The 23,558-nt window shown below is 63.5% G+C and carries 23 protein-coding genes; 20 read left to right on the top strand and 3 right to left on the bottom strand.

The window, feature by feature from the left end:
* Positions 1-141: 141 nt before the first annotated feature.
* Complete coding sequence (locus CRO06_RS10820; protein ID WP_022996043.1) at positions 142-768, bottom strand: YdcF family protein; 627 nt, start codon at positions 766-768, stop codon at positions 142-144.
* 156 nt (positions 769-924) lie between these two features.
* Here CRO06_RS10820 and leuS point away from each other — a divergent pair, with 156 nt between their 5' ends.
* From leuS to lipA, 17 genes are all read left to right on the top strand, one after another.
* Positions 925-3,372, top strand: coding sequence for a leucine--tRNA ligase (leuS, locus tag CRO06_RS10815; RefSeq protein ID WP_097058420.1), 2,448 nt, complete (start codon positions 925-927; stop codon positions 3,370-3,372).
* 55 nt (positions 3,373-3,427) lie between these two features.
* Positions 3,428-3,931, top strand: a complete 504-nt coding sequence (locus CRO06_RS10810) for an LPS-assembly lipoprotein LptE (RefSeq protein ID WP_022996041.1) — start codon at positions 3,428-3,430, stop codon at positions 3,929-3,931.
* Between the two features lie 5 nt (positions 3,932-3,936).
* Positions 3,937-4,941 carry a DNA polymerase III subunit delta gene (holA, locus tag CRO06_RS10805; RefSeq protein ID WP_097058419.1) on the top strand — a complete coding sequence of 335 codons (1,005 nt, stop codon included), beginning with the start codon at positions 3,937-3,939 and terminating at the stop codon, positions 4,939-4,941.
* Between the two features lie 224 nt (positions 4,942-5,165).
* Complete coding sequence (locus CRO06_RS10800) at positions 5,166-6,023, top strand: class I SAM-dependent methyltransferase (protein ID WP_097058418.1); 858 nt, start codon at positions 5,166-5,168, stop codon at positions 6,021-6,023.
* 73 nt (positions 6,024-6,096) lie between these two features.
* Complete coding sequence (locus CRO06_RS10795; protein ID WP_022996038.1) at positions 6,097-7,353, top strand: glutamate-5-semialdehyde dehydrogenase; 1,257 nt, start codon at positions 6,097-6,099, stop codon at positions 7,351-7,353.
* Between the two features lie 89 nt (positions 7,354-7,442).
* Positions 7,443-8,237 carry a nicotinate-nucleotide adenylyltransferase gene (gene nadD / locus CRO06_RS10790; RefSeq protein WP_080530566.1) on the top strand — a complete coding sequence of 265 codons (795 nt, stop codon included), beginning with the start codon at positions 7,443-7,445 and terminating at the stop codon, positions 8,235-8,237.
* A complete protein-coding gene (gene rsfS / locus CRO06_RS10785; protein ID WP_022996036.1) occupies positions 8,227-8,601 on the top strand; it encodes a ribosome silencing factor in 375 nt (124 codons plus the stop codon). The genes nadD and rsfS overlap by 11 nt, the downstream gene beginning before the upstream one ends.
* 81 nt (positions 8,602-8,682) lie before the next feature.
* Positions 8,683-9,153, top strand: a complete 471-nt coding sequence (gene rlmH / locus CRO06_RS10780) for a 23S rRNA (pseudouridine(1915)-N(3))-methyltransferase RlmH (protein ID WP_026949566.1) — start codon at positions 8,683-8,685, stop codon at positions 9,151-9,153.
* A gap of 104 nt (positions 9,154-9,257) precedes the next feature.
* A complete protein-coding gene (gene mrdA, locus CRO06_RS10775; protein WP_055098753.1) occupies positions 9,258-11,189 on the top strand; it encodes a penicillin-binding protein 2 in 1,932 nt (643 codons plus the stop codon).
* On the top strand, positions 11,186-12,331 hold the full coding sequence (rodA, locus tag CRO06_RS10770; RefSeq protein WP_022996033.1) for a rod shape-determining protein RodA: 1,146 nt from the start codon (positions 11,186-11,188) through the stop codon (positions 12,329-12,331). Before mrdA ends, rodA begins: the two co-directional genes overlap by 4 nt.
* Positions 12,332-12,458: 127 nt before the next feature.
* Positions 12,459-13,505 (top strand): lytic murein transglycosylase B, encoded by a 1,047-nt coding sequence (mltB, locus tag CRO06_RS10765; protein ID WP_022996032.1) that lies wholly within the window; start codon positions 12,459-12,461, stop codon positions 13,503-13,505.
* Positions 13,505-14,455 carry a septal ring lytic transglycosylase RlpA family protein gene (locus CRO06_RS10760; RefSeq protein ID WP_022996031.1) on the top strand — a complete coding sequence of 317 codons (951 nt, stop codon included), beginning with the start codon at positions 13,505-13,507 and terminating at the stop codon, positions 14,453-14,455. Before mltB ends, CRO06_RS10760 begins: the two co-directional genes overlap by 1 nt.
* 131 nt (positions 14,456-14,586) lie before the next feature.
* On the top strand, positions 14,587-15,753 hold the full coding sequence (locus CRO06_RS10755; RefSeq protein WP_022996030.1) for a D-alanyl-D-alanine carboxypeptidase family protein: 1,167 nt from the start codon (positions 14,587-14,589) through the stop codon (positions 15,751-15,753).
* A complete protein-coding gene (locus CRO06_RS10750; RefSeq protein WP_097058417.1) occupies positions 15,753-16,616 on the top strand; it encodes a D-amino acid aminotransferase in 864 nt (287 codons plus the stop codon). The genes CRO06_RS10755 and CRO06_RS10750 overlap by 1 nt, the downstream gene beginning before the upstream one ends.
* 27 nt (positions 16,617-16,643) lie before the next feature.
* Entirely contained in the window at positions 16,644-16,916 is a 273-nt protein-coding gene (locus CRO06_RS10745) for a DUF493 domain-containing protein (protein ID WP_014993439.1), read from the top strand.
* 19 nt (positions 16,917-16,935) lie between these two features.
* A complete protein-coding gene (gene lipB / locus CRO06_RS10740; protein WP_026949560.1) occupies positions 16,936-17,604 on the top strand; it encodes a lipoyl(octanoyl) transferase LipB in 669 nt (222 codons plus the stop codon).
* 88 nt (positions 17,605-17,692) lie between these two features.
* Entirely contained in the window at positions 17,693-18,697 is a 1,005-nt protein-coding gene (lipA, locus tag CRO06_RS10735; RefSeq protein WP_022996027.1) for a lipoyl synthase, read from the top strand.
* Between the two features lie 6 nt (positions 18,698-18,703).
* Here lipA and CRO06_RS10730 read toward each other — a convergent pair whose 3' ends face one another.
* Complete coding sequence (locus CRO06_RS10730) at positions 18,704-19,204, bottom strand: MarR family winged helix-turn-helix transcriptional regulator (RefSeq protein ID WP_097058416.1); 501 nt, start codon at positions 19,202-19,204, stop codon at positions 18,704-18,706.
* Between the two features lie 99 nt (positions 19,205-19,303).
* On the opposite strand from CRO06_RS10730, the gene CRO06_RS10725 reads away from it, so the two are divergent.
* Positions 19,304-20,482 carry an MFS transporter gene (locus tag CRO06_RS10725; protein WP_097058415.1) on the top strand — a complete coding sequence of 393 codons (1,179 nt, stop codon included), beginning with the start codon at positions 19,304-19,306 and terminating at the stop codon, positions 20,480-20,482.
* A gap of 2 nt (positions 20,483-20,484) precedes the next feature.
* Here CRO06_RS10725 and CRO06_RS10720 read toward each other — a convergent pair whose 3' ends face one another.
* Positions 20,485-20,844 carry a DUF6164 family protein gene (locus CRO06_RS10720; protein WP_097058414.1) on the bottom strand — a complete coding sequence of 120 codons (360 nt, stop codon included), beginning with the start codon at positions 20,842-20,844 and terminating at the stop codon, positions 20,485-20,487.
* 412 nt (positions 20,845-21,256) lie between these two features.
* Between CRO06_RS10720 and dacB the strand changes: the two genes are divergently transcribed.
* Both dacB and CRO06_RS10710 read left to right on the top strand, forming a co-directional pair.
* Positions 21,257-22,744: a D-alanyl-D-alanine carboxypeptidase/D-alanyl-D-alanine endopeptidase gene (gene dacB / locus CRO06_RS10715; RefSeq protein ID WP_080530559.1), complete on the top strand. Its 1,488-nt coding sequence runs from the start codon at positions 21,257-21,259 to the stop codon at positions 22,742-22,744.
* 68 nt (positions 22,745-22,812) lie between these two features.
* On the top strand, positions 22,813-23,478 hold the full coding sequence (locus tag CRO06_RS10710; RefSeq protein WP_022996022.1) for a glutathione S-transferase: 666 nt from the start codon (positions 22,813-22,815) through the stop codon (positions 23,476-23,478).
* Positions 23,479-23,558 lie beyond the last annotated feature (80 nt).

Raw genomic sequence — 23,558 nt, 5'->3', positions numbered from 1 at the left:
GCTGTTTCATGGGCTCGCCCTCGCTGTCGTTGACATGTTTAGAATGCCACCGTGGCGCCTAGACGCCTCGGCGAGGGCGAGTCCATCCGATTACAACGGCTACGAAGTACGGTCTGAGGGAAGCTGTTTTTACCGCGATCATCACAACGGGTATTTGCAGTGATACCAGATCAGCGCCAGCCATTCGCGCCAGATCAACGGCATCTGTGACAATGCCCCGGCGGAGGGCATCCAGGGGCGGCGTGGCAGGGAAATCACCGCATGGGGTGTCACCTCAAGGCGCTGGGCTTGAAAACAAAGCGTGGCCCGGCACAGATGGGCCTGGTCAGTGACCAGCACCAGACTCTCGATACCGCGAAGACGCAGAACCCGGGCCGCCATCACCGCGTTTTCCCAGGTATTGCGGCTCTCCGCTTCCAGCATCAGGGGCGCATCCGGCCAGGCCCGGCGCACCACCTCGGCCATCAGCGCGGCCTCGGATTGCTCCGCAAGCAGCGGCTCGGCGCCGGGGGCGCCACCGCAAAGCAATAACGGCAATTGCCGCTCGCGGGCCAGTTCCAGCGCCACCCGCAACCGCTTCAGGCCAAGCGTGTTGAGACGGTAACCATCACCCTCACGGCGCCGGCCTGCCCCCAGCACCACCACCGCCCGCGGCGGCGACGAGCCACGCCGCGGCGGCACCGGCGGGTAGAACCGGGCGACCACCGCCGGCAGGGTGGCACCGGCCATCACCAGCGCCACCATGCCCAGAATCATTACCTCGTCCATTCGCTGTCTGCCCGCGCCCCGCTCATGTATCCTATGTTTCCTTTTATGTTATGTGCCCGACCCGTACACCGTTCGTCAGCCATGTGACACGACTTACGCGACGACACACTGACAGACACCGACTGACCAAACACTAACCAAGCACTAAGAGAACCGATGGACGCACAGTATCGCCCCGACCAGGTAGAACGGGAAGCCCAGGAATACTGGGAAAATCAGGAGACCTTCAAAGTCACCGAGCAGCCGGGCAAGGAAAAATTCTATTGCCTGAGCATGTTCCCCTATCCCTCCGGTCGACTACACATGGGCCATGTGCGCAACTACACCATCGGCGACGTGATCAGCCGGTATCAGCGCATGCAGGGCAAGAACGTGATGCAGCCGATGGGCTGGGACGCATTTGGTCTGCCCGCCGAGAACGCCGCCATCAAGAACAAGGTGGCCCCGGCCAAGTGGACCTTCGAGAACATCGACTACATGAAGGGTCAGCTCAAGCGTCTGGGTTTCGGCTACGACTGGGACCGGGAACTGGCCACCTGCACCCCGGAGTACTATCGCTGGGAGCAGTGGTTCTTCACCAAGCTTTATGAGAAGGGTCTGGTGTACCGCAAGATGTCCACGGTGAACTGGGACCCGGAAGACCAGACCGTACTGGCCAACGAGCAGGTCATCGATGGCCGGGGCTGGCGCTCCGGCGCCCTGGTGGAACAGAAAGAGATTCCCCAGTGGTTCATCAAGATCACCGATTACGCCGACGAACTGCTCAATGATCTGGACCAGCTCGACGGCTGGCCGGAGCAGGTCAAGACCATGCAGCGCAACTGGATTGGCCGCTCCGAAGGGGTGGAAATGGCCTTCGCCATCGACGGTGAAGCGCCGCTGCGCGTCTACACCACCCGCCCGGACACCCTGATGGGCGTCAGCTACGTGGCCGTGGCCGCGGCCCACCCGCTGGCGAAAAAGGCGGCGGCCGCCAACCATGAAGTGGCCGACTTCGTGGAAGAGTGCCTGCACAACAAAGTGGCCGAAGCCGACATGGCCACCATGGAAAAGAAAGGCATCTTTACCGGCCTCCACGCCACTCATCCGATCAGTGGTGAGCAAGTGCCCGTGTGGATCGCCAACTTCGTTCTGATGAGCTACGGCACCGGCGCCGTCATGGCCGTGCCCGCCCACGATCAGCGCGATTTCGAATTTGCCCGCAAGTACGATCTGCCCATCAAGCAGGTGATCGAACCGGCAAACGGTGAAGCGATTGATCTGGAAAAGGAAGCCTTCACCGGAAAAGGCAGGCTGGTGAACTCCGCCGAGTTCAGCGGCAAGACCTCCGCCGAGGCCTTCGACGCTATTGCCGCCTGGCTGAACGAACGCAACCTGGGCGAGAAAAAAGTAAACTACCGTCTGCGCGACTGGGGCGTGTCCCGTCAGCGTTATTGGGGCGCCCCCATCCCAATGGTGGAAACCGAAGACGGCGAGCTGCACCCCGCCCCGGAAGACCAACTGCCGGTGGAACTGCCCACCGACGTGGAAATGGATGGCGTAAAGAGCCCCATCAAAGCGGACCCCGAATGGGCCAAAACCACCTGGAACGGTCATCCTGCCCTGCGTGAGACCGACACCTTCGACACCTTCATGGAGTCCAGTTGGTATTACGCCCGTTACTGCTGCCCGCAGAACGACCAGGCCATGCTGGACCCGGCCGCCGCCAATTACTGGCTGCCGGTGGATCAGTACGTGGGTGGTATCGAACACGCTATTCTGCACCTGCTGTACTCACGCTTCTTCCACAAGCTGATGCGTGACGCCGGCCTGCTCGACAGTGATGAGCCGTTCAAGCGGCTGTTGTGCCAGGGCATGGTGCTCAAGGACGGCGCCAAGATGTCCAAGTCCAAGGGCAACACCGTGGACCCGCAGCAGATGATCGAGCAGTACGGCGCCGACACCGTGCGGCTGTTCATGATGTTCGCGGCACCGCCGGAGCAGTCCCTGGAATGGAACGACGCCGGCGTTGAAGGCGCGCACCGCTTTATCAAGCGGTTGTGGCGGATGGTTGCCGAGCATGTCGAAGGCGGCGCCGCGCCGGCACTGAATCCGAGTGCTCTGAGCGCCGCGGCCAAGGCCGTGCGCCGCAAGACCCATGAGACCATTCAGAAGGTCAGTGACGACTTCAGCCGCCGTTACACCTTCAATACCGCCATCGCCGCGGTGATGGAACTGATCAACGACACCGGCCGTCTTGCCGCCGATGACCCGCAGGCCGGCGCGGTCCGTCAGGAGGCGCTGGAAGCCGCGGTGCTGTTGCTGTCACCGATTATCCCCCATGCCTCCCATCAGCTGTGGCGGGCACTGGGCCATGATGACGCGGTGATCGACGCCGCCTGGCCCGAAGTGGACGAAAGCGCTCTGGTCAAGGACAGTGTGGAGTTGGTGGTGCAGGTAAATGGCAAGGTGCGCGCCAAACTGGAAGCACCGGCGGACGCCGACAACGCTGCCCTGGAAACGCTGGCCATGGCCGAAGAGAACGTGCGCAAGTTCATCGACGGCAAGACCGTGCGCAAGGTCATCGTGGTGCCCGGCAAACTGGTTAATATTGTTGCCAATTAATGGTTGCCAACTGACTTTGTCGCCAACTCAAGACCGGCGGCTCACGGAGATGTTCATGACGCTCGTCCCGCATCGCACACTGTTGCTTGTTCTCGCCACACTTCTGCTGACGGCGTGCAGCGGCTGGCAGCTACGCGGCCAGACCCACACGCCGCAGTTCGAAAGCGTGACCCTGGCCGGCGGAGCGGCTCAGTTGCGCTACACCCTGGAACGGGAACTGACGCCGCTGGGCGTGCTGCTGCACAACGAGTCACCCTACGTGATCAAGGTCATCGACGAGCGTTGGGACCGGCGCACGGCGGCGGTGGACGAGCGCGGGCGGATCGCTGAACTGGAACTGCATTACGAGCTGGTGTGGCAGTTGATCGACCGCGACACCCAGGCGCCGCTCAACCCGCCCCGCCACATCAGGGCACTGCGTAACCTGGCTTACTACCCGGACAACATCACCGCCTCTTCCGATGAGGAAGAAATGATCCGCCAGGACCTGTACGACGACATCGTCTACCGCCTGATCAACCAGCTGGCGGACGCTTCCCGCAAAGTACAACGGAACTGACCGCCATGCGGCTGCGCGCGGACCAACTGGGCAAACACCTCAAGGACGAAGAGCTGCTGCCGGTCTACCTGGTGGCCGGCGACGAACCCCTGCAACAGGACGAAACCCTTGATGCCTTGCGCTCCGCGGCCCGCCAGCGCGGCTTCGAGGAGCGGCAACGCTTCAGCGCCGACACCGGCATCGACTGGAATGCGCTGCTCAACGAGGCGCAAAGCCTGAGCCTGTTTGGCGGACGCCGGATCCTCGAGGTGGTGCTCAACGACAAGCGCCCGGACAAAGCCGGCAGCCAGATTCTGCGGGACCTGATGGCCACCCCTTCCCCCGATACCCTGCTGCTGATCCGCTGTTCACGGCTGGACCGCCGCAAGGACTGGGGCAGCGCCTGGATCAAGGCGCTGGACGGCTGCGGCGCGGTCATTGAGATCTGGCCGGTGGAAGGGCGCCAGCTTTACCCCTGGTTAAGAGACCGTCTGGCCAGCCGCGGCCTCAACGCGGACGAAGACGCCCTGGAACTGCTGATCCAGCGCAGCGAAGGCAATCTGCTGGCCGCCGCCCAGGAGGTGGACAAACTCGCCCTGCTGGCCGAGAACGGCCACGTCACCCCGGAAACCGTGCAACAGTCGGTGGGCGATTCCAGCCGCTACACGCCTTTCGATCTCACCGACGCCACCGCCCAGGGCGATCCCGCCCGCGCCCTGCGGGTCCTGCGGACACTGCGGGCCGAGGGCGTGGAACCGCCAGTAATTCTGTGGGCCCTGAGCCGCCATCTGCGTGGCCTGGACGCCCTGCTCACCGGCGGCAACCCGCCACGCATGCCCCCCGCCCGCATGCGCGCCATGGAGACCCAGGCTTCGCGCCTGCGGCCGCGCCAGTTGCATCAGGCCCAGGCCCTGGCGATCCGCGCCGACCGCACCGTCAAGGGCATGGCCCCCGGCGATCCCTGGAAACACCTCAGCAGCCTGGTGCTGCGTCTCACCGGCCAACCCCTGCCGCCAATTCTGGAAAGGTAAGGTCGACCGCTGGCACGCTTACACGCAACACGCCGACACGCCATAACCAAAGCCAAAGCCGAAAAGCGTCATGTCGGCCTTGATCCGGCATCACCCTCTGTTCCCTCTACAACCACAGGGCTCCGTTGAAAGCGATCCCGGGTCAGGCCCGGATTGGCCCGCTCGGAATCCGCCACTCTGCTAGGGTCTGTTCACGCTATTTCCATTGTCGCCAGGAAAGAACCATGCCGCAGCGTCTGGACACCTCTTCGATCAGCTTTACCGCTCTTTATACCGGCCAGGTGTGGGTTCGAAACGGGCTTTCCTCGGCGGATTTCCAGACCCGCGCCGGGGCCTTGCTATACCATGCGATGACCCCCTTCGAGGCGGCGGGCAAACAGCTTCTGGGCGGCAACATCCGTACTTTCCTATTGCAACGCCATTACCTCATCGACGCCCGCCTGCAGTCACTGATCCAACGCTATCCGGACTTGCAGATCCTGGAAATCGCCTGTGGTCTGAGCCCGCGCGGCTATCGCTTTCGTCAGCAGCACTCCGGCATCACCTATGTGGAGGCGGATCTACCGGACATGGCCCGGCGCAAACGGCGGCTGCTGGCACGGCTGGGGGCGCTTGGTGACCGGCACCGGGTGGAAACGGTGAACATTCTGCTGGAGCAGGGCGAGGACAGCGTGCCCGCCCTGCTGGCCCGCTTCGCCCCGGACAAGCCGGTGGCGGTGGTCACCGAAGGCCTGATCAATTATTTCTCGCTCACCTCGATCAGCCCGTTCTGGCAGCGGCTGGCGGCGTCACTGGCCGGCTTTCCCGATGGCCGTTATCTCACCGACAACTATCCGCTCTACGCCAACCGCCGTTTCCAGCGGACCCTGAAAACCCTGGGGGGTCTGCTCGGTGTCCTGTCCCGCAGTCAGGTCAGCTTCCATTTCGATTCCGAAGAGGAAAGCCGGGCCCATTTTCGCGCCCTCGGCTTCCAGGATCTCGATATTCACGACCCGGCGGATTACTACCAGCGGCTGCCCATTCCGCGCACCCGTCGCGCCCCGATGGTACGGGTCCTGGAAGCCCGTACCGGGCCGGCGTGACGGCGCCGGTTTCGCCGCTGTCGTCCTGCACCTATACTATGGGGCTTCCGATCGACACGGCATGACAGAACACATGGATATCCAGCAGTACATGGCCAACGTGGGCGAGCACGCCCGCGACGCCGCCCGGGCCATGGCCCGGGCCAGCGCCGGTGACAAGAACAACGCCCTGATGGCCATCGCCGGAGCGTTGCGCGAGCACCGTGACACCATTCTCGCCGCCAACCAGGGCGACCTGGCACGGGGCCGCGACAATGGCCTGGACGCGGCCTTGCTGGATCGCCTGGAACTGACCCCGGCGCGCTTCGAGGGCATGGTGGAAGGGCTCGAGCAGGTCATCGCGCTGGCCGATCCGGTGGGGGAAATCACCGATCTGAACTATCGCCCCTCCGGCATCCAGGTGGGCCGCATGCGCGTGCCCCTGGGCGTGATCGGCATCATTTATGAATCCCGTCCCAACGTCACTATCGACGCGGCGGCGCTGTGTCTGAAATCCGGCAACGCGGCGATTCTGCGTGGCGGCTCCGAAGCCATTGATTCCAATCAGGCCATCGCCGCCTGCCTGCGCCAGGGTCTGGCCGCCGCCGGCCTGCCGGAAACCGCGGTACAGGTGCTGGAAACCACCGACCGCGCCGCGGTGGGCGAGTTGATCACCCATCCCGAGTATGTGGACGTGATCGTCCCCCGTGGCGGCAAGGGCCTGATCGAGCGCATCAGCCGGGAAGCCCGGGTGCCGGTGATCAAGCATCTGGACGGCAACTGCCACACCTACATCGATGTGGACGCCGATGCCGACAAGGCGATCAAGGTCGCCTACAACGCCAAGACCCAGCGCTATGGCACCTGCAACACCATGGAAACGCTGCTGGTGCATCGGGATATCGCCGCCACCGTGCTGCCGGAGCTGGCCCGGATGTACCGGGAAGAGGGTGTGGAGTTGCGTGGCTGCGAACGCACCCGGGCGCTGCTGAAGGACATCAACGCCGCCACTGAAAGTGACTGGGAAGAAGAGTATCTGGCACCGATTCTGGCCATTCGCATCGTCGATGATCTGGATCAGGCCATGGATCATATCCATCGCTACAGTTCCCAACACAGCGAGGCGATCATCACCGAGAACTACACCCGGGCACGGCGCTTTCTCGCCGAAGTGGATTCCAGCTCGGTGATGGTCAACGCTTCCACCCGCTTCGCCGACGGCTTCGAATACGGTCTTGGCGCGGAGATCGGCATTTCCACCGATAAGCTCCATGCCCGGGGCCCGGTGGGTCTGGAAGGGCTGACCAGTCAAAAATGGGTGGTGCTGGGCGACGGGCATGTGCGTCAGTAAGGTCGCCTTCGCGATGCCGGGTTTGCCGCCAAAAATGAATCGAATTTCCGCCAACGGACATTCGCTTCCCCCGCTTGCCGGAAGACTTCATGTTTAAAACGTCCGACGTGCGACGTCCGACATCCGAAATCAGCGGCGTAAAGCCGCTGATTCTTTTCGGTGGCACCTTCGATCCGGTTCACGGCGCTCATGTGCGCGCCGCCCTGGCCGTGTCCCAGGTGCTCGGTAACGCGCCGGTGCGCTTGCTCCCCAATGCAGTGCCTCCACACCGGCCCCAGCCCCTGGCGGACGCCAGCGAGCGCCTGGCCATGGTGCGCCTGGCCTGTGCCGGACATCCGGCCCTGCAGGCGGATGATTGGGAGTTACGCCAGGCCGGCCCGTCCTATACTCATCTGACGTTGCAACACTTTCGCCGTCTTATTGGCCGGCGGCGGCCATTGGTGTTCATGATCGGCGCCGACAGCTTCGCCAGCCTGCATCAATGGCATGGCTGGCGCCGCTTCGCCGCCCTGTGCCATTTGGCGGTGGTGCCCCGCCCCGGCGCGCCGGCACCACTGCCGTCGGTGGAAAAGGCCTTTCCGCGCGGCCGGCCACGCCTGCTGCAGGCCCTTCCGGCCGGGCGCCGGCTGATGCTGACGCATCCGCATATGGACATTTCCGCCACCGCCATCCGCGAGGCGCTGGAGCACCGGGGGCAATGCCGTGCCCTGACCCCGGTGGTGGAAGCGCATATCCGCCGCCATGGTTTGTATAATGTGCGGACATCGGCTGCCCCGGCGGCGCCCGGAACCATAGAACCCGACACCGACGTCACTGCCAACATCGACGCCAATACCTATACCGACGCCAATACAATGGAAACAACGAGGCCCCATGAGTTCTGACACCTCTCTGCTGGATCTGGTACTCGACGCTCTCGAAGAGCTGAAAGCACGGAACGTCACTCACCTGGATGTTCGCGAGCTCACCAGTGTGGCGGACGACATGGTCATCGCCAGCGGCACCTCCAACCGTCACGTCAAAGCACTGGCGGACAACGTGGTGGAACGGGCCAAACAGGCCGGTTATCGCCCGCTGGGCACCGAAGGCGAAAAAGGCGCCGAGTGGATCCTGGTGGATCTCGGTGACGTCATTGTCCACCTGATGTTGCCCGCCACTCGCGAGTTCTATGACCTGGAACGTCTGTGGCGCAATCCGGATCATCATCCCGAGCGGACCGGCACGCCGGCCAACAAGGATCCGGGCTGAACCCTCGAGCCGTTTCGCAGTCCCATTTGCCTGAGCCGGCATCATTCAGGGCAGGGTCAGGGGGGCGCCGCAGGAGAGTCTATGCGCATCCATCTGTTTGCCGTCGGCACTCGCATGCCGGCCTGGGTCGAGCAGGGCTTCCAGGAGTACCAGAAGCGGCTGCCCCCGGACATGCGCCTGCTGCTGGAGGAAATCCCGCTGCCCAAACGGGCCAAGGGCGACGTCGCCGCTCTGGTGCGAGCCGAGGGTGAGGCCATCCGCAAGCGGCTGGAGAAACTGCCCGGCGCCCGCGTGGTGGCCCTGGAGGTCACCGGCAAAGCGGTGGACACGCCGATGCTGTCACAACGTCTCGGCGAATTGCGGGATCTGGGGCAGGATCTGGCGCTGCTGGTGGGAGGTCCGGATGGCTTGTGTGCCAGGTTGTCCGCCGACGCCGACGAGCGCTGGTCGCTGTCGGCGTTGACGCTGCCGCACCCGCTGGTACGGGTATTGCTCGCCGAACAGCTGTATCGCGGCTGGACGCTGCTTGCCGGCCACCCCTATCATCGCTGAGCAAAACCACCCGATAATCTGGCAGCCATGCGCGATCCACACTCACATTTCGTTCCGATCCCCGTGCCACGGCGACCGGGCGCGGAGCCGGTCACAGGATCCACATGCGCCAACCGCTGACCCTCAAGGACCACCATCACGAGCACCGTCTGTTCAGCCTGCGTCTGCTGGTGGCGGTAGCGCTGGTTCTGGTGTTGTCGCTGGTACTGGTCGGGCGCATGGCCTGGCTGCAGATCGCCCAGCACAGCCGGTTCACCACCCTTAGTGACAACAACCGGGTGCTGACCCAGGCGATGTCGCCTCCGCGCGGCCTGATCACCGACCGCAACGGCGAAATCCTGGCGGTGAACCGGCCGGACTTCACCCTGGAACTGGCGGTGGAACAAAGCGCGGACCTGAACGACACCCTGAACCGCATTCGTCAGTTGATCCCGTTGACCGACGATGACCTGGAGCGGTTCGAGCGGCGCCGCACCAGCGCCCGCCGCCCGTGGGAACCGATCCCGCTGCGCGGCCGGCTCACCGAGGAGGAAATCGCCCGCATCGCGGTGCATCAACACGAGCTGCCCGGCGCCCGGGTCACCGCGTCACCGGTGCGCTACTACCCTCACAGCCACCTGTTTTCCCATGTGCTCGGGTACGTCAACCGCCTCAGTGCCGAGGATCTGGACAACATGACCCTGGCCGAGCAGCGTAACTACAGCGGCACTCATTATTACGGCCGCACCGGTGTGGAACGCTATTACGAGCATCGGCTGCACGGCCAGGTCGGCTATCGTCAGGTGGAAACCAATGCCCGCGGCCGGATCCTGCGCGTTCTGGAGGAACAACCGCCGGTACCCGGTGACGATCTGCGTCTGTCCCTGGATCTGAAAGTACAACAGGCCGCCTACGACGCCCTCGGCGAGCGGCGCGGCGCGGTGGTCGCCATCGATCCCCGGGATGGCAGCGTGCTCGCCTTTGTCAGCCGCCCCGGTTTCGACCCCAATCTGTTCGTCACCGGCATTTCCCACAAGGACTACGCCCGTTATCAGCAGGATCACGATCACCCGCTGTTCAACCGTGCCCTGCAGGGCCGTTATCCACCGGGCTCCACGGTGAAACCCATGCTCGGTCTGGCGGGCCTGGATGCCGGTGTCACCAGTTGGGAGAGGACCATCCACGATCCCGGCTATTTCAGCCTCGAGGGCAACCCCCACCGTTACCGGGACTGGAAGCGCTGGGGGCATGGCCAGGTGGATATGGAAAAAGCGGTGGTGCAATCCTGCGACACTTACTTCTACGATATGGGGTTCCGGCTCGGTATCGACCGCATGCATGATTTCATGGTCGGCTTCTCCATCGGCGAGGCCACCGGCATCGACCTGCTCAACGAATCCGAAGGGAATATGCCTTCGCGGGAATGGAAAAGGGCCGCCCGTAACGCACCCTGGTTCCACGGCGACACCATCAACACCAGTATCGGTCAGGGGTTCATGCTCACCACCCCGCTGCAACTGGCGGTGGCCACGGCGATCCTGGCCAACGATGGCCACCAGGTGGTACCCACCCTGGCCGCCGATGAAACCCATCCGCCGCTGCGCCCGGATATCACGCTCAAGGATCCCCGGGACTGGGAGCGCATGAAGCACGCCATGGAAGCGGTGGTCCACAGCAACCGTGGCACCGGCCGTGTCATGGCCAAGGACGCCCGCTATCATATGGGCGCCAAAAGCGGCACCGCTCAGGTGTTTTCGGTTGGCCAGGAAGAAACCTATAACGAGGAAGAATTGGCGGAACGCATGCTCGACCATGCTCTGATCGTATCCTTCGCACCGGTGGAGAACCCGGCCATCGCCGTGGCGGTGATGGTGGAAAACGGCCGCCACGGCGGCTCCGTGGCCGGCCCGGTGGCCCGTCAGGTGATGGACGCCTGGCTGCTGGACGAGGACGGTAACCTGAATATTCCGGAACCGCTGGCGCGGCCCCCCATACAGAATGCGTTGCCGACACAGGCCAGTACCACCGCCCAAGCGACCAGGACGGCCGCCCCATGAGCCAAGTCGATCCTGTCAGAACCACCGACAACGGTGGCCATGCCATCTTCCGCACCCCGGTGGCCACGCGCCTGCATCTGGACCCGCCGCTGCTGGCGGCCCTTCTGTTGACCATGCTGGGCGGCCTGGCGGTCCTCTACAGCGCCAGCGGCGGCAGCATGGACACGGTGATCCGCCAGGCCATCCGCTTCGGAGGCGGTTTGCTGGTGATGCTGGTGCTGGCGCAACTGCCGCCGAGGACGTTCCGTTTCTGGGCTCCCCTGGTGTACGGCGTCGGCCTGGTCCTGCTGGCACTGGTGATTCTGGTAGGCACCGAGGCCAAGGGCGCCCAGCGCTGGCTGAGCCTGCCCGGCATCGGCCGTTTCCAGCCCGCGGAGCTGATGAAACTGGCGGTGCCGGCCATGGTCGCCTGGTTCTTCAGCGACCGCACTCTGCCACCGTCAAAACGCAATGTGCTCGGATCACTGGTGCTCATCTTTCTGCCGACGGTACTGATCGCCATGCAGCCGGATCTGGGCACCGCCCTTCTTATTGCCGCCGCCGGCCTGGTGGTTCTGTTCATGGCGGGGCTGTCCTGGCGGCTGATCGGGCTGGCGGTGCTGGTGCTGGTGGTGGCCGCGCCGCTGATGTATTTCTTCGTTCTGCACGATTACCAGCGCACCCGGGTGGATACCTTTCTGAACCCGGAAGCGGACCCGCGCGGGGCCGGCTGGAACATCATCCAGTCGAAGACCGCCATCGGCTCCGGCGGCATCGGCGGCAAGGGCTGGCAGGACGGGACCCAATCGCGGCTGGATTTCCTGCCGGAGTCCCACACCGATTTCATTCTCGCCGTGCTTGGTGAAGAGTTCGGGCTGATCGGGTTCCTGCTATTACTGGCGGTCTATTTGGTGATCATCGGGCGAGGCTTTTTTATCAGCTGGCAAGCCCAGGAGACTTTCAGCCGATTGTTGGCGGCGGCGCTGACCATGACTTTCTTCATCTACGTGTTTGTCAACGTGGGCATGGTGTCCGGCCTGCTGCCGGTGGTGGGGGTACCGCTGCCGCTGGTCAGTTATGGCGGTACCTCGATCGTCACCCTGCTGGCCAGTTTCGGCATGCTGATGTCGATCCATACCCATCGACGCTTCATCAACTTCTGAACCGGTGACGGATTCCATGGTCTGCACTTATCAGTCGCCGATGCGGCGCGCCGCGATCATGGTTTAACCTCGCCGACCTCGATATTATGGCCCCAGCCCCGTCCCCCCTGTTTTTATGGAGAAACTCATGGGTGTAAGACTGTCCGCCCTGCTCCCCCCCTTTGCTTTCCTCGCCGCCGTTTTCCCCGCGGCCACGGCCTTCGCCGAAGAGCAAGGGTATGCCGATCACCCCCAGGCGGAAGCCCTGATCCAGGAAGTGGTGAAAAAAGGCGTGGACGAAAAACGGGCCCGGGAGCTGCTGTCCCAGGCCCGGCGGCAGGACAAGATTCTCGAATCCATCGCGCGCCCGGCGGAACACACCATGACCTGGGCCCGTTATCAGAAAATCTTTTTACAGCAGGAACGGGTTGACGCCGGTGTCGCCTTCGCCAGAGAAAACCGGGAAGAACTGGCCCGGGCCGAGGCCGAGTATGGCGTACCCCGTGAGATCATCCTTGCCATCATCGGCGTGGAGACCTATTACGGCCGTCATAAAGGCACCTACCGGGTGCTGGACGCCCTGACCACCCTGGGCTTCGATTACCCGCCGCGGGCGTCCTTTTTCCGCGGCCAGTTGGTGGCCCTGATGGAGATGGAAAACCAGGCCCATATCGACGCCAGCGAGATCACCGGTTCCTATGCCGGCGCCATGGGACTGGCGCAGTTCATTCCCACCAGTTACCAGGCCTACGCGGTGGACTATGACCAGGATGGCGTGACCGATCTGGTCAACAGCCCCGCCGACGCCATCGGCAGTGTTGCAAATTATTTCCATCGCCACCACTGGCAGCCCGGCTTGCCGGTGGCCGCCCGCGCCAGAATCGAAGGTCAGGGCTATCAGGCGTTGGCGAAGAAAGGCTACAAGCCTTCCTTCAGTCTCGCCACGGCCCGGAAAAACGGCGTAGTGGCAGTGAGCTGCCAGGATGATACCCTCGGCAGCGAATACTGTTTTGATCTGGCGGATGACACCCAGGTGGCACTGCTGGACCTGACCGGTGAAAAAGGACACGAATTCTGGATGGTGACGCGCAACTTTTACGTGATCACTCGATACAACCACAGCGAACTTTACGCCATGGCGGTGCTGCAACTGTCCCGGCAGCTGGCCCATGCGCTGGAAGAGGACCGGTCTTGATGCGTGCCCTTCTGATCAGTGCGTTGGCCCTGGCTCTGGGGGCCTGTAGCCTGACCCCTCCGGCGACCACACAGGACGCGCCAACCGGTCTCCCCAAAAAGAGCACCGGTGATGCCTCACCGACCCAGCCCCCTGCCCGCGACCCCGCCGGCGCGCCGGGCTCGGACCGTTATGCCCATAGCACCGACAGTCCGCCGCCCGCCGAGGATCGCAGCAGTATCGAGCGGATACCGGAGCCGGTTCCCAAATCCGAGCCGCCGAGCCGATACGGCAATCCGGCCACCTACTCCGTGTGGGGACAAACCTATCATGTGCTGCCCTCCTCCGAGGGCTATGAGGAGGAAGGGCTGGCGTCCTGGTATGGCCGCAAGTTCCATGGCTATCGGACCTCCAGCGGCGAACCCTATGACATGTACCGGTTCACCGCCGCCCACCGCACCCTGCCGCTGCCCACTTATGTGCGCGTCACCAATCTGGACAACAACAAGCAGCTGGTGGTGCGGGTCAACGACCGTGGTCCCTTCCATTCCGACCGCATCATCGATCTGTCCTGGGCCGCCGCGGTTCGTCTCGGCATCGAGCAGAACGGCACCGGCCATGTAAGGGTGGAAGCGCTGACACCGGAGGAGCGCCCCGGCGGCCGCCGTCAGGGCACCGTGCCCACCGCGGTACGGGCGGCACTGGACAGCCCGCCACCGGAGGCCGGTAAGAACCAGGCCAGATCCGGGGATCTCTATCTCCAGGCCGGTGCCTTCCGTGCTCTGGACGGCGCCCGTGATCTGGAACGCCAGTTGCGCAACCGGCTGAAGTTGCCGGTAACCGTGCGCAAATTGGAGGACAGCGCCTACTACAAGGTGTGGCTGGGCCCCTTCGCCAGTCTGGACGACCAGGAACAGGCCCGTCAGGCATGCCAGCAGGCCGGCTTCGGCAACCCGATGCCGGTTCGCTAAGGCCCTATATTTCAGGCCCTGTGATTTTTTCCAAGGTCCGTGCCTCACGGCTGCGTTGACGTTGGAGACAGGCCATCACGGTATCCGGACCCGAGCCGGATTCGACAAGAAGTACTAACAGGCAGGAAACCATGACCCAGAGAATTGCCCTTCGCGATATCTTTTTTTTGTTCGCCGCCGCCTGTCTGGCGCTGCTGCCGCTGACCGGGCAGGCCCAGAGCACCGTGCCACGCGCGCCCTCGGTGGAAGCCCGCAGCTATATTTTGATGGACGCCCGCAGCGGCCACATTATCGTCCAGCACAACGCCGACCAGACCATGCCCCCGGCCAGCCTGACCAAGATGATGACCGCCTATATCGCCGAGCGGGAGATTCAATCCGGTAATATTTCGCTTCAGGACCAGGCGCCAGTCAGCGTCAAGGCTTGGCGCATGGGGGGGTCACGCACCTTTCTCAAGGAAGGTACCCAGGTCTCCATCGACGACCTGCTGCGCGGCATCATCATCCAGTCCGGGAACGACGCCAGTGTCGCCATGGCCGAGTATATCGCCGGCTCCGAGGACGCCTTCGCCGACCTGATGAACCAACAGGCGCGGGCCCTGAACATGAACGATACCCACTTCATGAACGCCACCGGCTGGCCGGCGGAGAATCACCACAGTACCGCCCACGACATGGCACGGCTGGCCCGGGCCATTATTAACGACTATCCGGAACACTACGATATCTACGCCGAGAAGGAATTCACCTACAACGGCATCACCCAGACCAACCGCAATCTGCTGTTGTGGCGGGATTCCACCGTCGACGGCCTGAAAACCGGCCACACCGACGAAGCCGGTTATTGTCTGGTGGCCTCCGCCAAGCGCGACGAGATGCGCCTGATCAGCGTGGTCATGGGCACCGCCTCCGAACAGGCCCGCGCTCAGGAAACGCAAAAGCTGCTGACTTACGGGTTCCGTTTCTTCGAATCCTACAAGGCCTACAGCGCCAACGACGTGCTGGCCAATCCGGATGTCTGGCTGGGCGCCGCCGACACCGTGCGTCTGGGTCCGGAAAAAGACGTGCAACTGACCGTGCCGCGGGATAGCGCCGACCGTTTGCAGGCGGAGATGACGATCAACCCGCAACTGCGCGCTCCGATCGAGAAAGGCCAGCAATACGGCACGGTCACCATCCGTCTGGACGACGAAGTGATCAGCGAAACGCCGCTGGTGGCGCTGGAAAGCGTGGAAGAAGGCGGCTTTTTCTCCCGCCTTTGGGACCACATCATGCTGTTCTTCAAGGGCCTGTTCTGATGAGCACGGTCTACCTCAACGGCGCCTTCATGGCCATGGAGCAGGCCCGCATCTCGCCAATGGATCGCGGTTTCCTGTTCGCCGACGGGGTATACGAGGTGATCCCCGCCTTCAATGGGGTGCTGTTCCGCTTCGAGGAACACCTGCGCCGGCTGGAACGCTCCCTGTCGGCGCTGTACCTGATCAACCCGCACGACCGCACCGGTTGGCGCCGCCGCTGCGAGGAACTGATTCAGCGCAATGGCGGCGGCAATCTGTCACTGTATCTGCAAATCACCCGCGGTGCCGCCGACAAGCGTGATCACGCCTTTCCCGATCCGCCGGTGCCACCCACGGTGTTCATGAGCACCGCGCCGCTGACGGTGCCGACGGAGGACAGCCCGGACCGGATCACCGGCGCCGCGGCCATCACTCTGGACGATATCCGCTGGGCCCGTTGCGATATCAAGTCCATATCATTGCTGCCCAATATTTTGCTGCGGCAGCAGGCGATCGCTTCCGGTGCCCGCGAGGCGATACTGATCCACGACGGCTTCGTCACCGAAGGCGCCGCCAGCAACGTCTTTATCGTCAAGGACGGCGAAATCGCCACCCCTCCGGCCAGCCATGCCATTCTCGGCGGCATCACTCGCGATCTGGTCATCGAGCTGTGCCGGGCGCAGGACCTGCCGCTGCGCGAACGGGAAATCAGCGAGGCCGAACTGGGCGATGCCGACGAAGTGTGGATCTCCAGTTCCACCCGAGACGTGGTGCCGGTGGTCTCCCTGGACGGCCGCCCGGTGGGCTCTGGCCGCCCCGGCGAGACTTGGAAAATCCTCGCCCGCCACTATATAGCGTTCAAGCGCCGCCTTTGCGGCGTGTAAGTATCCGCCACCGCAGCGAGAATCGACATGGCCATCCGTGAAGAGCTTTGGGAATTTCCCCACACCATGCATTTGAAAGTCATGGGCGCCGTGGACGCGCCGCTGGAAGATGCCGTGGTGGACATCATCGAGCGTGTGCTGGAGCAGGAATTCGACCGTCCGCGCAACCTCAGCGCCCGCCCCAGCAGCCGTGGCAATTTCATTGCCCTCACCGCCCGCATCACGGTTCAGGACAAAGGACAGGTGGAAGCCCTGTATCGGGAACTGAACGCCTGCCCCCATGTGAAAATCACCCTGTAACACGAACCGGAGCGTGCCGATGAACCTGCTCGTCCGCTATCTGCCACAGGCGGATTACGATACCTGCTGGCGGGCCATGCGGGATTTCACCGAGCAACGGGATGACAGCACGCCGGATGAACTGTGGGTGCTGGAACACCCCCCGGTGTACACCCTGGGCCAGGCCGGCAAGCCTGAACACGTGCTCAACCCCGGTGATATCCCGGTGGTGCGCAGTGATCGCGGCGGCCAGGTCACCTACCACGGTCCCGGCCAGACCGTGGTCTATCTGATGCTCGATGTGCGGCGTCTGGGACTGGGCAGCCGTGGGCTGGTCAACGCCATCGAACAAGCGGTGGTGGACTATCTGGCGGCGCAGGGCATCAAGGCCGTCAATCGCACGGACGCCCCTGGCGTTTACGTGAACGGCGCCAAGATCGCCTCACTGGGCCTGCGCATTCGCCGCAAGGGCAGCTATCATGGCCTGGCGCTGAATCGGGACGCGGACGCCACGCCCTGGCAGCGCATCAACCCATGCGGCTACGCCGGCCAGCCCATGACCAGCCTGGCCGCCGAAGGCCTGACACTGACCCGGCAGCAGGTGGAAGAGGATCTGGTTACGATTCTCGCCCACCGCCTGGGGCTTGAGCCCCGGACAGCACCGCCACCGGACTGGTACACTTTACCCCAGCGGAAACCCGAGGCCTGACGGCTTCAGCGGTAACGGAGGCCTACCCGGCCCTGATGACATTGAGCAAGCGCCCAAAAGGCGCCTACACGCCAACGCGAGAGAACAGATGAGCGAAGCACAGGCGAAACGTCCGGCAAAACAGAAAGTCCGTATCGGCGACAAGCTGCGTGGCGCCGACAAGGTCCGCACCATTCCCATGGTTAACGAGGAAGCGCCGGTACGCGAGCGCAAGCCGGACTGGATCCGGGTGCGAGTGCCCGCCAACGGCGAGATCCAGCGTATCAAGAGCATGCTGCGCCGGCAGAAACTGCACACCGTGTGTGAAGAGGCGTCCTGCCCCAACCTGCCGGAATGTTTCGGCGGCGGCACCGCCACCTTCATGATCATGGGCGATATCTGCACCCGCCGCTGTTCGTTCTGTGACGTGGGCTTCGGCCGTCCCAACGCGCTGGACCCGGAAGAGCCCCGTCACCTGGCCGAGTCAGTGGCCGATCTGGCCCTGAAATACGTGGTCATCACCTCGGTGGACCGGGATGATCTGGCCGACGGCGGCGCCGGCCACTTCGCCGACTGTATCCGCGAGATCCGCGCCACCAGCCCGGACACCAAGATCGAGATCCTGACGCCGGACTTCCGCCCGTGCCTGGAGGATGCGCTCGATATCCTTGATGCGACGCCACCGGATGTGTTCAACCACAACATCGAAACCGTGCCGCACCTGTACAAGAAAGCCCGGCCGGGGGCCCGTTACGAGCATTCCCTGAAGCTGCTGCGGCAGTTCGGCGCCCGCCGCCCGGATGTGCCCACCAAATCCGGCATCATGGTCGGCCTGGGCGAAACCAACGATCAGGTACTGGAAACCCTGCGGGATCTGCGCGACCACGATGTGGACATGATCACCATCGGCCAGTACCTGCAGCCGAGTCGCTTCCATGCTCCGGTGGAGCGCTACGTGCACCCGGACGATTTCAAGATGTTCGCCGAGGAAGGCCGCAAGATGGGCTTCACCTCCATCGCTTCCGGCCCGATGGTGCGCAGTTCCTACCACGCCGATCTGCAGCACAAAGGCGTCAATGTCGGCGACCCCGACGATCTGGCCCACCCGGCCTGAGGCGCATCAACCGCCTTCTTTTTCCAGGCCTTCCAGCAGCCCTCCCAGCAGCGCATACAGGCGCTGCTGGTCGTCCGGTCCCAGCCCACTGAGAACACGCCGCTCATTGTCCACGTGCAACGGCATCAACCGGTCGATCAGGGATAACCCTTCCCCGGTCAGGGTCACCAAGACCCCGCGCCGATCCGAAGGGTGCTTGCGGCGCTCCACCAATCCGGCTTTCTGCAACCGGTCCACCCGGTTGGTCATGCCACCGGAGGTGATCATCAGGGCTTCGTACAGGGCCGTCGGCGTCAATGCATAGGGTGTCCCGGAACGGCGCAGCGTGGCGAGCACATCGAACTCCCCGGGCCGCAATCCGTGGTCGGCGAACAAGGGATTCAAGTGATCCCGCTCGATACGCTGGGCCAACTCCGCGAAGCGCCCCAATATCTGCATCGGGAACGGGTCCACATCCGGCCGCTCCCGCCGCCACTGTTCCCCCGCCCATTCCGCTCGATCTTTCATAGTGGCTCTCTGGTCCTGGTGATTCTTCAATCTTGATGGTTCTTCAAATAAGTATCTTTATGTTAAGATACTTATCCCGAAGACAAAATTGCAACGATCATGCCTTCCGCTATTCCCGCACGTCCCGCCAGCACCCTGATACTGCTGTTGGCCATCGTCCTAACCGGCCTCAATCTGCGGCCGATTCTCGCCGCCGTGGGCCCGGTGCTGGACGATATCCAGGCCGCCACCAGCCTTGGGGACAGCGGCGCCGGCCTGCTTACCACTCTGCCGGTCCTGGCGATGGGCGTCTGCGCCCTGCTGGCCGGTGCCCTGCAACGGCAACTGGGGGAATTCAGGGGGGTCACCCTCGGCATTATAATCATCGCCCTGGCCTGCGGGTCGCGCCTGATCCGGCACGATGGCGGCAGCCTGATTCTTGGTGCCGCCCTGGGCGGCCTGGGCATCGCTCTGATCCAGGCCCTGCTTCCCGCTTTCATCAAGCGCGTTTTCCCCACCCGTATCGGCATGGTCATGGGATTGTACAGCTGCGGCATCATGGGCGGCGCGGCCTTCGCCGCCGCCAGCACCTCTCCCCTCAGCGGCAGCCTCGGCTGGCCCGGCGCCCTGGCCATCTGGGCCCTGCCGGCCTTCCTGGCCGCCGTGCTGTGGTGGCTTGCCGCTTCCGCCCACGCGGCGCCAGTGGATGCCACCAGAGTATCCTTGCCGATCCATTCCCCCCGCGCCTGGCTACTAATGACGTTCTTCGGCATTGGCACCGGCGCCTATACCCTGGTACTGGCCTGGCTGCCGCCTTATTACGTGGAACTGGGCCTGAGCGCCAATCAGGGTGGCCTGCTGCTGGGGCTGCTGACCCTGGCGGAAGTTGCCGCCGGACTGGCTGTCTCCGCCTGGATCGGCCGCTTCCCGGACCGGCGCGGTCCGCTGCTGGTGGTGCTGTCGCTTGTTCTCGCCGGCCTGGCCGGCCTGATACTGGCGCCGATACCGTTGGCACTGCCGGTGGTCATCGTGCTCGGCCTGGGCATCGGCGCCCTGTTCCCGTCATCGCTGATCGTGACCATGGACCATGCCGCCAATCCCGCCGAGGCCGGCACCCTGATGGGCTTCGTGCAAGGTGGCGGCTACATCATTGCCAGCACCATGCCACTGGTCGCCGGAATACTGCGCGAACAGCTAAGCGCTCTCTCCTATGCCTGGGCGGTCATGGCCGTGGGCGTGCTGATCCTGATGGTCATGGCCTCCCGGCTTACACCGAGACCGGTGCCCGCCACCACCTGAAATCAAAGGGTCAAAAACGGCAGCAGCGTGATCAGCAATAGCGCGATCACCGCCAGCAACATGGCCAGCGCCTGTACCGGCTGTTCCCGCAATCGGCGCCACAGGGTCGGTGCGGTCCCCAGACGGCGGGCCTCCTCATAGGCGGCCCGTTGCCGCTGGCCCCGCTCTTGCTGGTACTCCGCCATCAGTGCCCGTGCCCGCTGCCGATCCTCCGGACGGGTCAGCCAGATCCCACCGGCGGAGACGCCCCAAAGGCTGGGGGTGGTTTCATAGAAAGGAATGTCATGCCGCTCCAGCAACGCGCGGACTTCGTCCGCCTCGTCGTCCGGTACCCGGCGCAGATTCAACAGCAAGGTGGTCATAAGGTCATCAGGTCGTGATTCCGGTTGCGCAGTGTAGTCATTCTACATGAACACGCGTAATCACGGTTTGGCGGGAATGAGTCTCTCCATCGGGGCACGGGTCTGTACGGAGGTCTTCCGGGATCCCGTTTATCGCTGGCACGGAAGGGGCTACGAAGCCGCTGTGGACCGAAAGAAAGCGAGGCCCGGCCCTTTGGGTCGCACAGTGACGTGAAGGTCCCAAACAGGCTCTAAGGTTTTACAAAGTGCGGCCCGGCTTGCCACTGACCGTGACCGGCAATTCGTATAGTTTATACCAATCCGTATTAACGTGGCCGCACGGGTCCCCAGCCGTCGCCGCGCCAAGGAAGCCCCGATCCGCTGCCCATGACAGAGGATCCGTATGCAGTATTCAAGGGAGCCCGCATTGACCATGACTTGCCGTCCGTTCTGGTTGTCACTGTTTCTGATGTTTGTCGCCATATCCCCGGCCGGCGCCGAATCCTGGGCCGACAGCATCTATGAAAGCCTGCAGGAACGGAAATTGCCGGAAGAATCCCTGTCACTGGCGGCGATTCCCCTGGACGGTCCCGGCGAGCCCCGCTTCGTCAATGCCGATGAGCAAATGAATCCGGGTTCCACCATGAAGCTGGTCACCACTTACGCCGCTCTGGAACTGCTTGGCCCCAACTTCCAGTGGCACACCCGGCTGTACACCGACGGCGAGCAGAAGGGCGACACGCTCAAAGGTAACCTTTACTACGTCGGTGTCGGCGATCCCAAGCTGACCCTGGAACGTATGTGGCTGCTGCTGCGCGACCTGCGCGCCATGGGCATCAAGCATATTCGCGGTGATCTGGTGCTCGACGGCAGCTACTTCCATCTGCCCAACGGCATCCCCCATTTCAATGACGATGGCGACAATCCCTACGCGCCCTATCTGGTGGAGCCCAGTGCCCTGCTCACCAATCTGAATGTGTTCCGCATTCGCATGATGAGCCGGGATGGCAAAGTGCATGTCAGCACCGAGCCGCCGGTCAGCAAGATCGTTATCGACAATCAAGTCACCGCACCCGAGCGGGGTCGTTGTCCGGTGCACAATTCCAAGGCGCTACAGTATGAGCCGGACTTTTCCGACCGCCGCAAGATCACAGTTACCATCACCGGCGCCTTGCCGGAGAACTGCCGCGCCGACCGCTACCTGTCGCTGATGTCCCAGGAAGACTACACCGCCAATCTGATCCGCGGCCTGTGGCGGGAAATGGGCGGTACCCTGTCCGGCCGCGACCGCACCGGCCGGCTGGCACGGGGCGCCAAGCTGCTGGTGACCACCTCCTCGCCGGATCTGGTCACCATGGTGCGCGACATCAATAAATGGAGCAGTAACATCATGGCCCGCCAGTTGTTCCTGACCATCGGCGCCGAGAACCGGCTGGCCGGGGACAAGGACGACCTGGCGGCGGCCGACCGGGCCATCCTAGAATGGATGCGGCTGAAGGGTATCGACATCAGTCAAGTGGTGTTGGAAAACGGCTCGGGATTGTCCCGTGTGGAGCGTATCACCGCTCACCAACAGGCCCTGATGCTGCAACAGGCCTGGCGCAGCCCGTTCGCCGCCGAGTTGATCGCCTCGCTGCCGCTGGTGGCCATGGATGGCACCATGCGTAACCGGCTGCGCAATACCGCTCTGGTGGGCGAGGGCCATATCAAGACCGGCACGCTGAGGAATGTGCGGTCCATCGCCGGCTTTACCCGCGACCAGAACAATACCACCTGGGCGGTGGCGGCCATGATCAACGATCGCAGCGCCTGGAAGTCCCGAGCGGTACTGGATGAGGTGCTGAAAGCCGTGCACACCCTGGTGGAACCAGGCACCGACGCCAGCCGGGTCACCGCGGCTTCCGCCGGCGGCGGCCGATAACCCCGTTCACCCCGTCTCTGCTATGCTCCGGGCTTTGACATTGTCACGCCACGGTCCGGAGCATCCCAATGATCACTGTTCACCACCTGGAAAACTCCCGCTCCCTGCGGGTTCTCTGGCTTCTGGAAGAACTCGGCCTCCCCTACGAAATCATCCATTACAAGCGCGACCCCGTCACCATGCTGGCACCGGAAAGCCTGCGCGAAATTCATCCCCTGGGTAAAGCGCCGATACTGCAGGACGATGACCGGGTGGTGGCCGAGTCCGGCGCCATTCTTGAATACCTGCTGGACCATTACGGCCAGGGCCGCTTCCGCCCGGAACCGGGCGCTCCCGGCCGCGAAGCCTACCAATACTGGCTGCACTACGCCGAGGGGTCATTGATGCCGCTGCTGGTGATGAAGCTGGTGTTCTCCCGGGTGCCACAATCACCGATGCCGTTCTTTATCCGCCCGGTGGCCAGGAAAATCAGCCAGGGACTGAATCAGGGCTTCCTGGACCCTCGCCTCAGCGATCATCTGGGCTTCGTCGAGCGCCATCTTGGCGAACATGTCTGGTTCGCCGGCGACGAGTTCAGCGCCGCCGATATCCAGATGAGCTTCCCGCTGCAGGCGGCGCTGGCCCGCGCGCCCGGGAACATGCCCAACATCCGGGCATTCATTGAACGGCTGGAAAACCGCCCCGCCTACCGCAAGGCGGAGGAACGTGGCGGGTCTCTGAAACCGCTCGGTTGATCGTCCCTGGGGGAATGTGCTCCAGTGCCCATTCCCCGCACTTTGCTATGGCCATCCATACATAAGACGTTATGCTTAGT

The sequence above is a fragment of the Alloalcanivorax xenomutans genome (assembly GCF_900217905.1).
Classification (GTDB): Bacteria; Pseudomonadota; Gammaproteobacteria; order Pseudomonadales; family Alcanivoracaceae; genus Alloalcanivorax; species Alloalcanivorax xenomutans.
The sequence above is the reverse complement of the archived record's forward strand: the minus strand, read 5'-3'. Positions and strand labels throughout refer to the sequence as shown.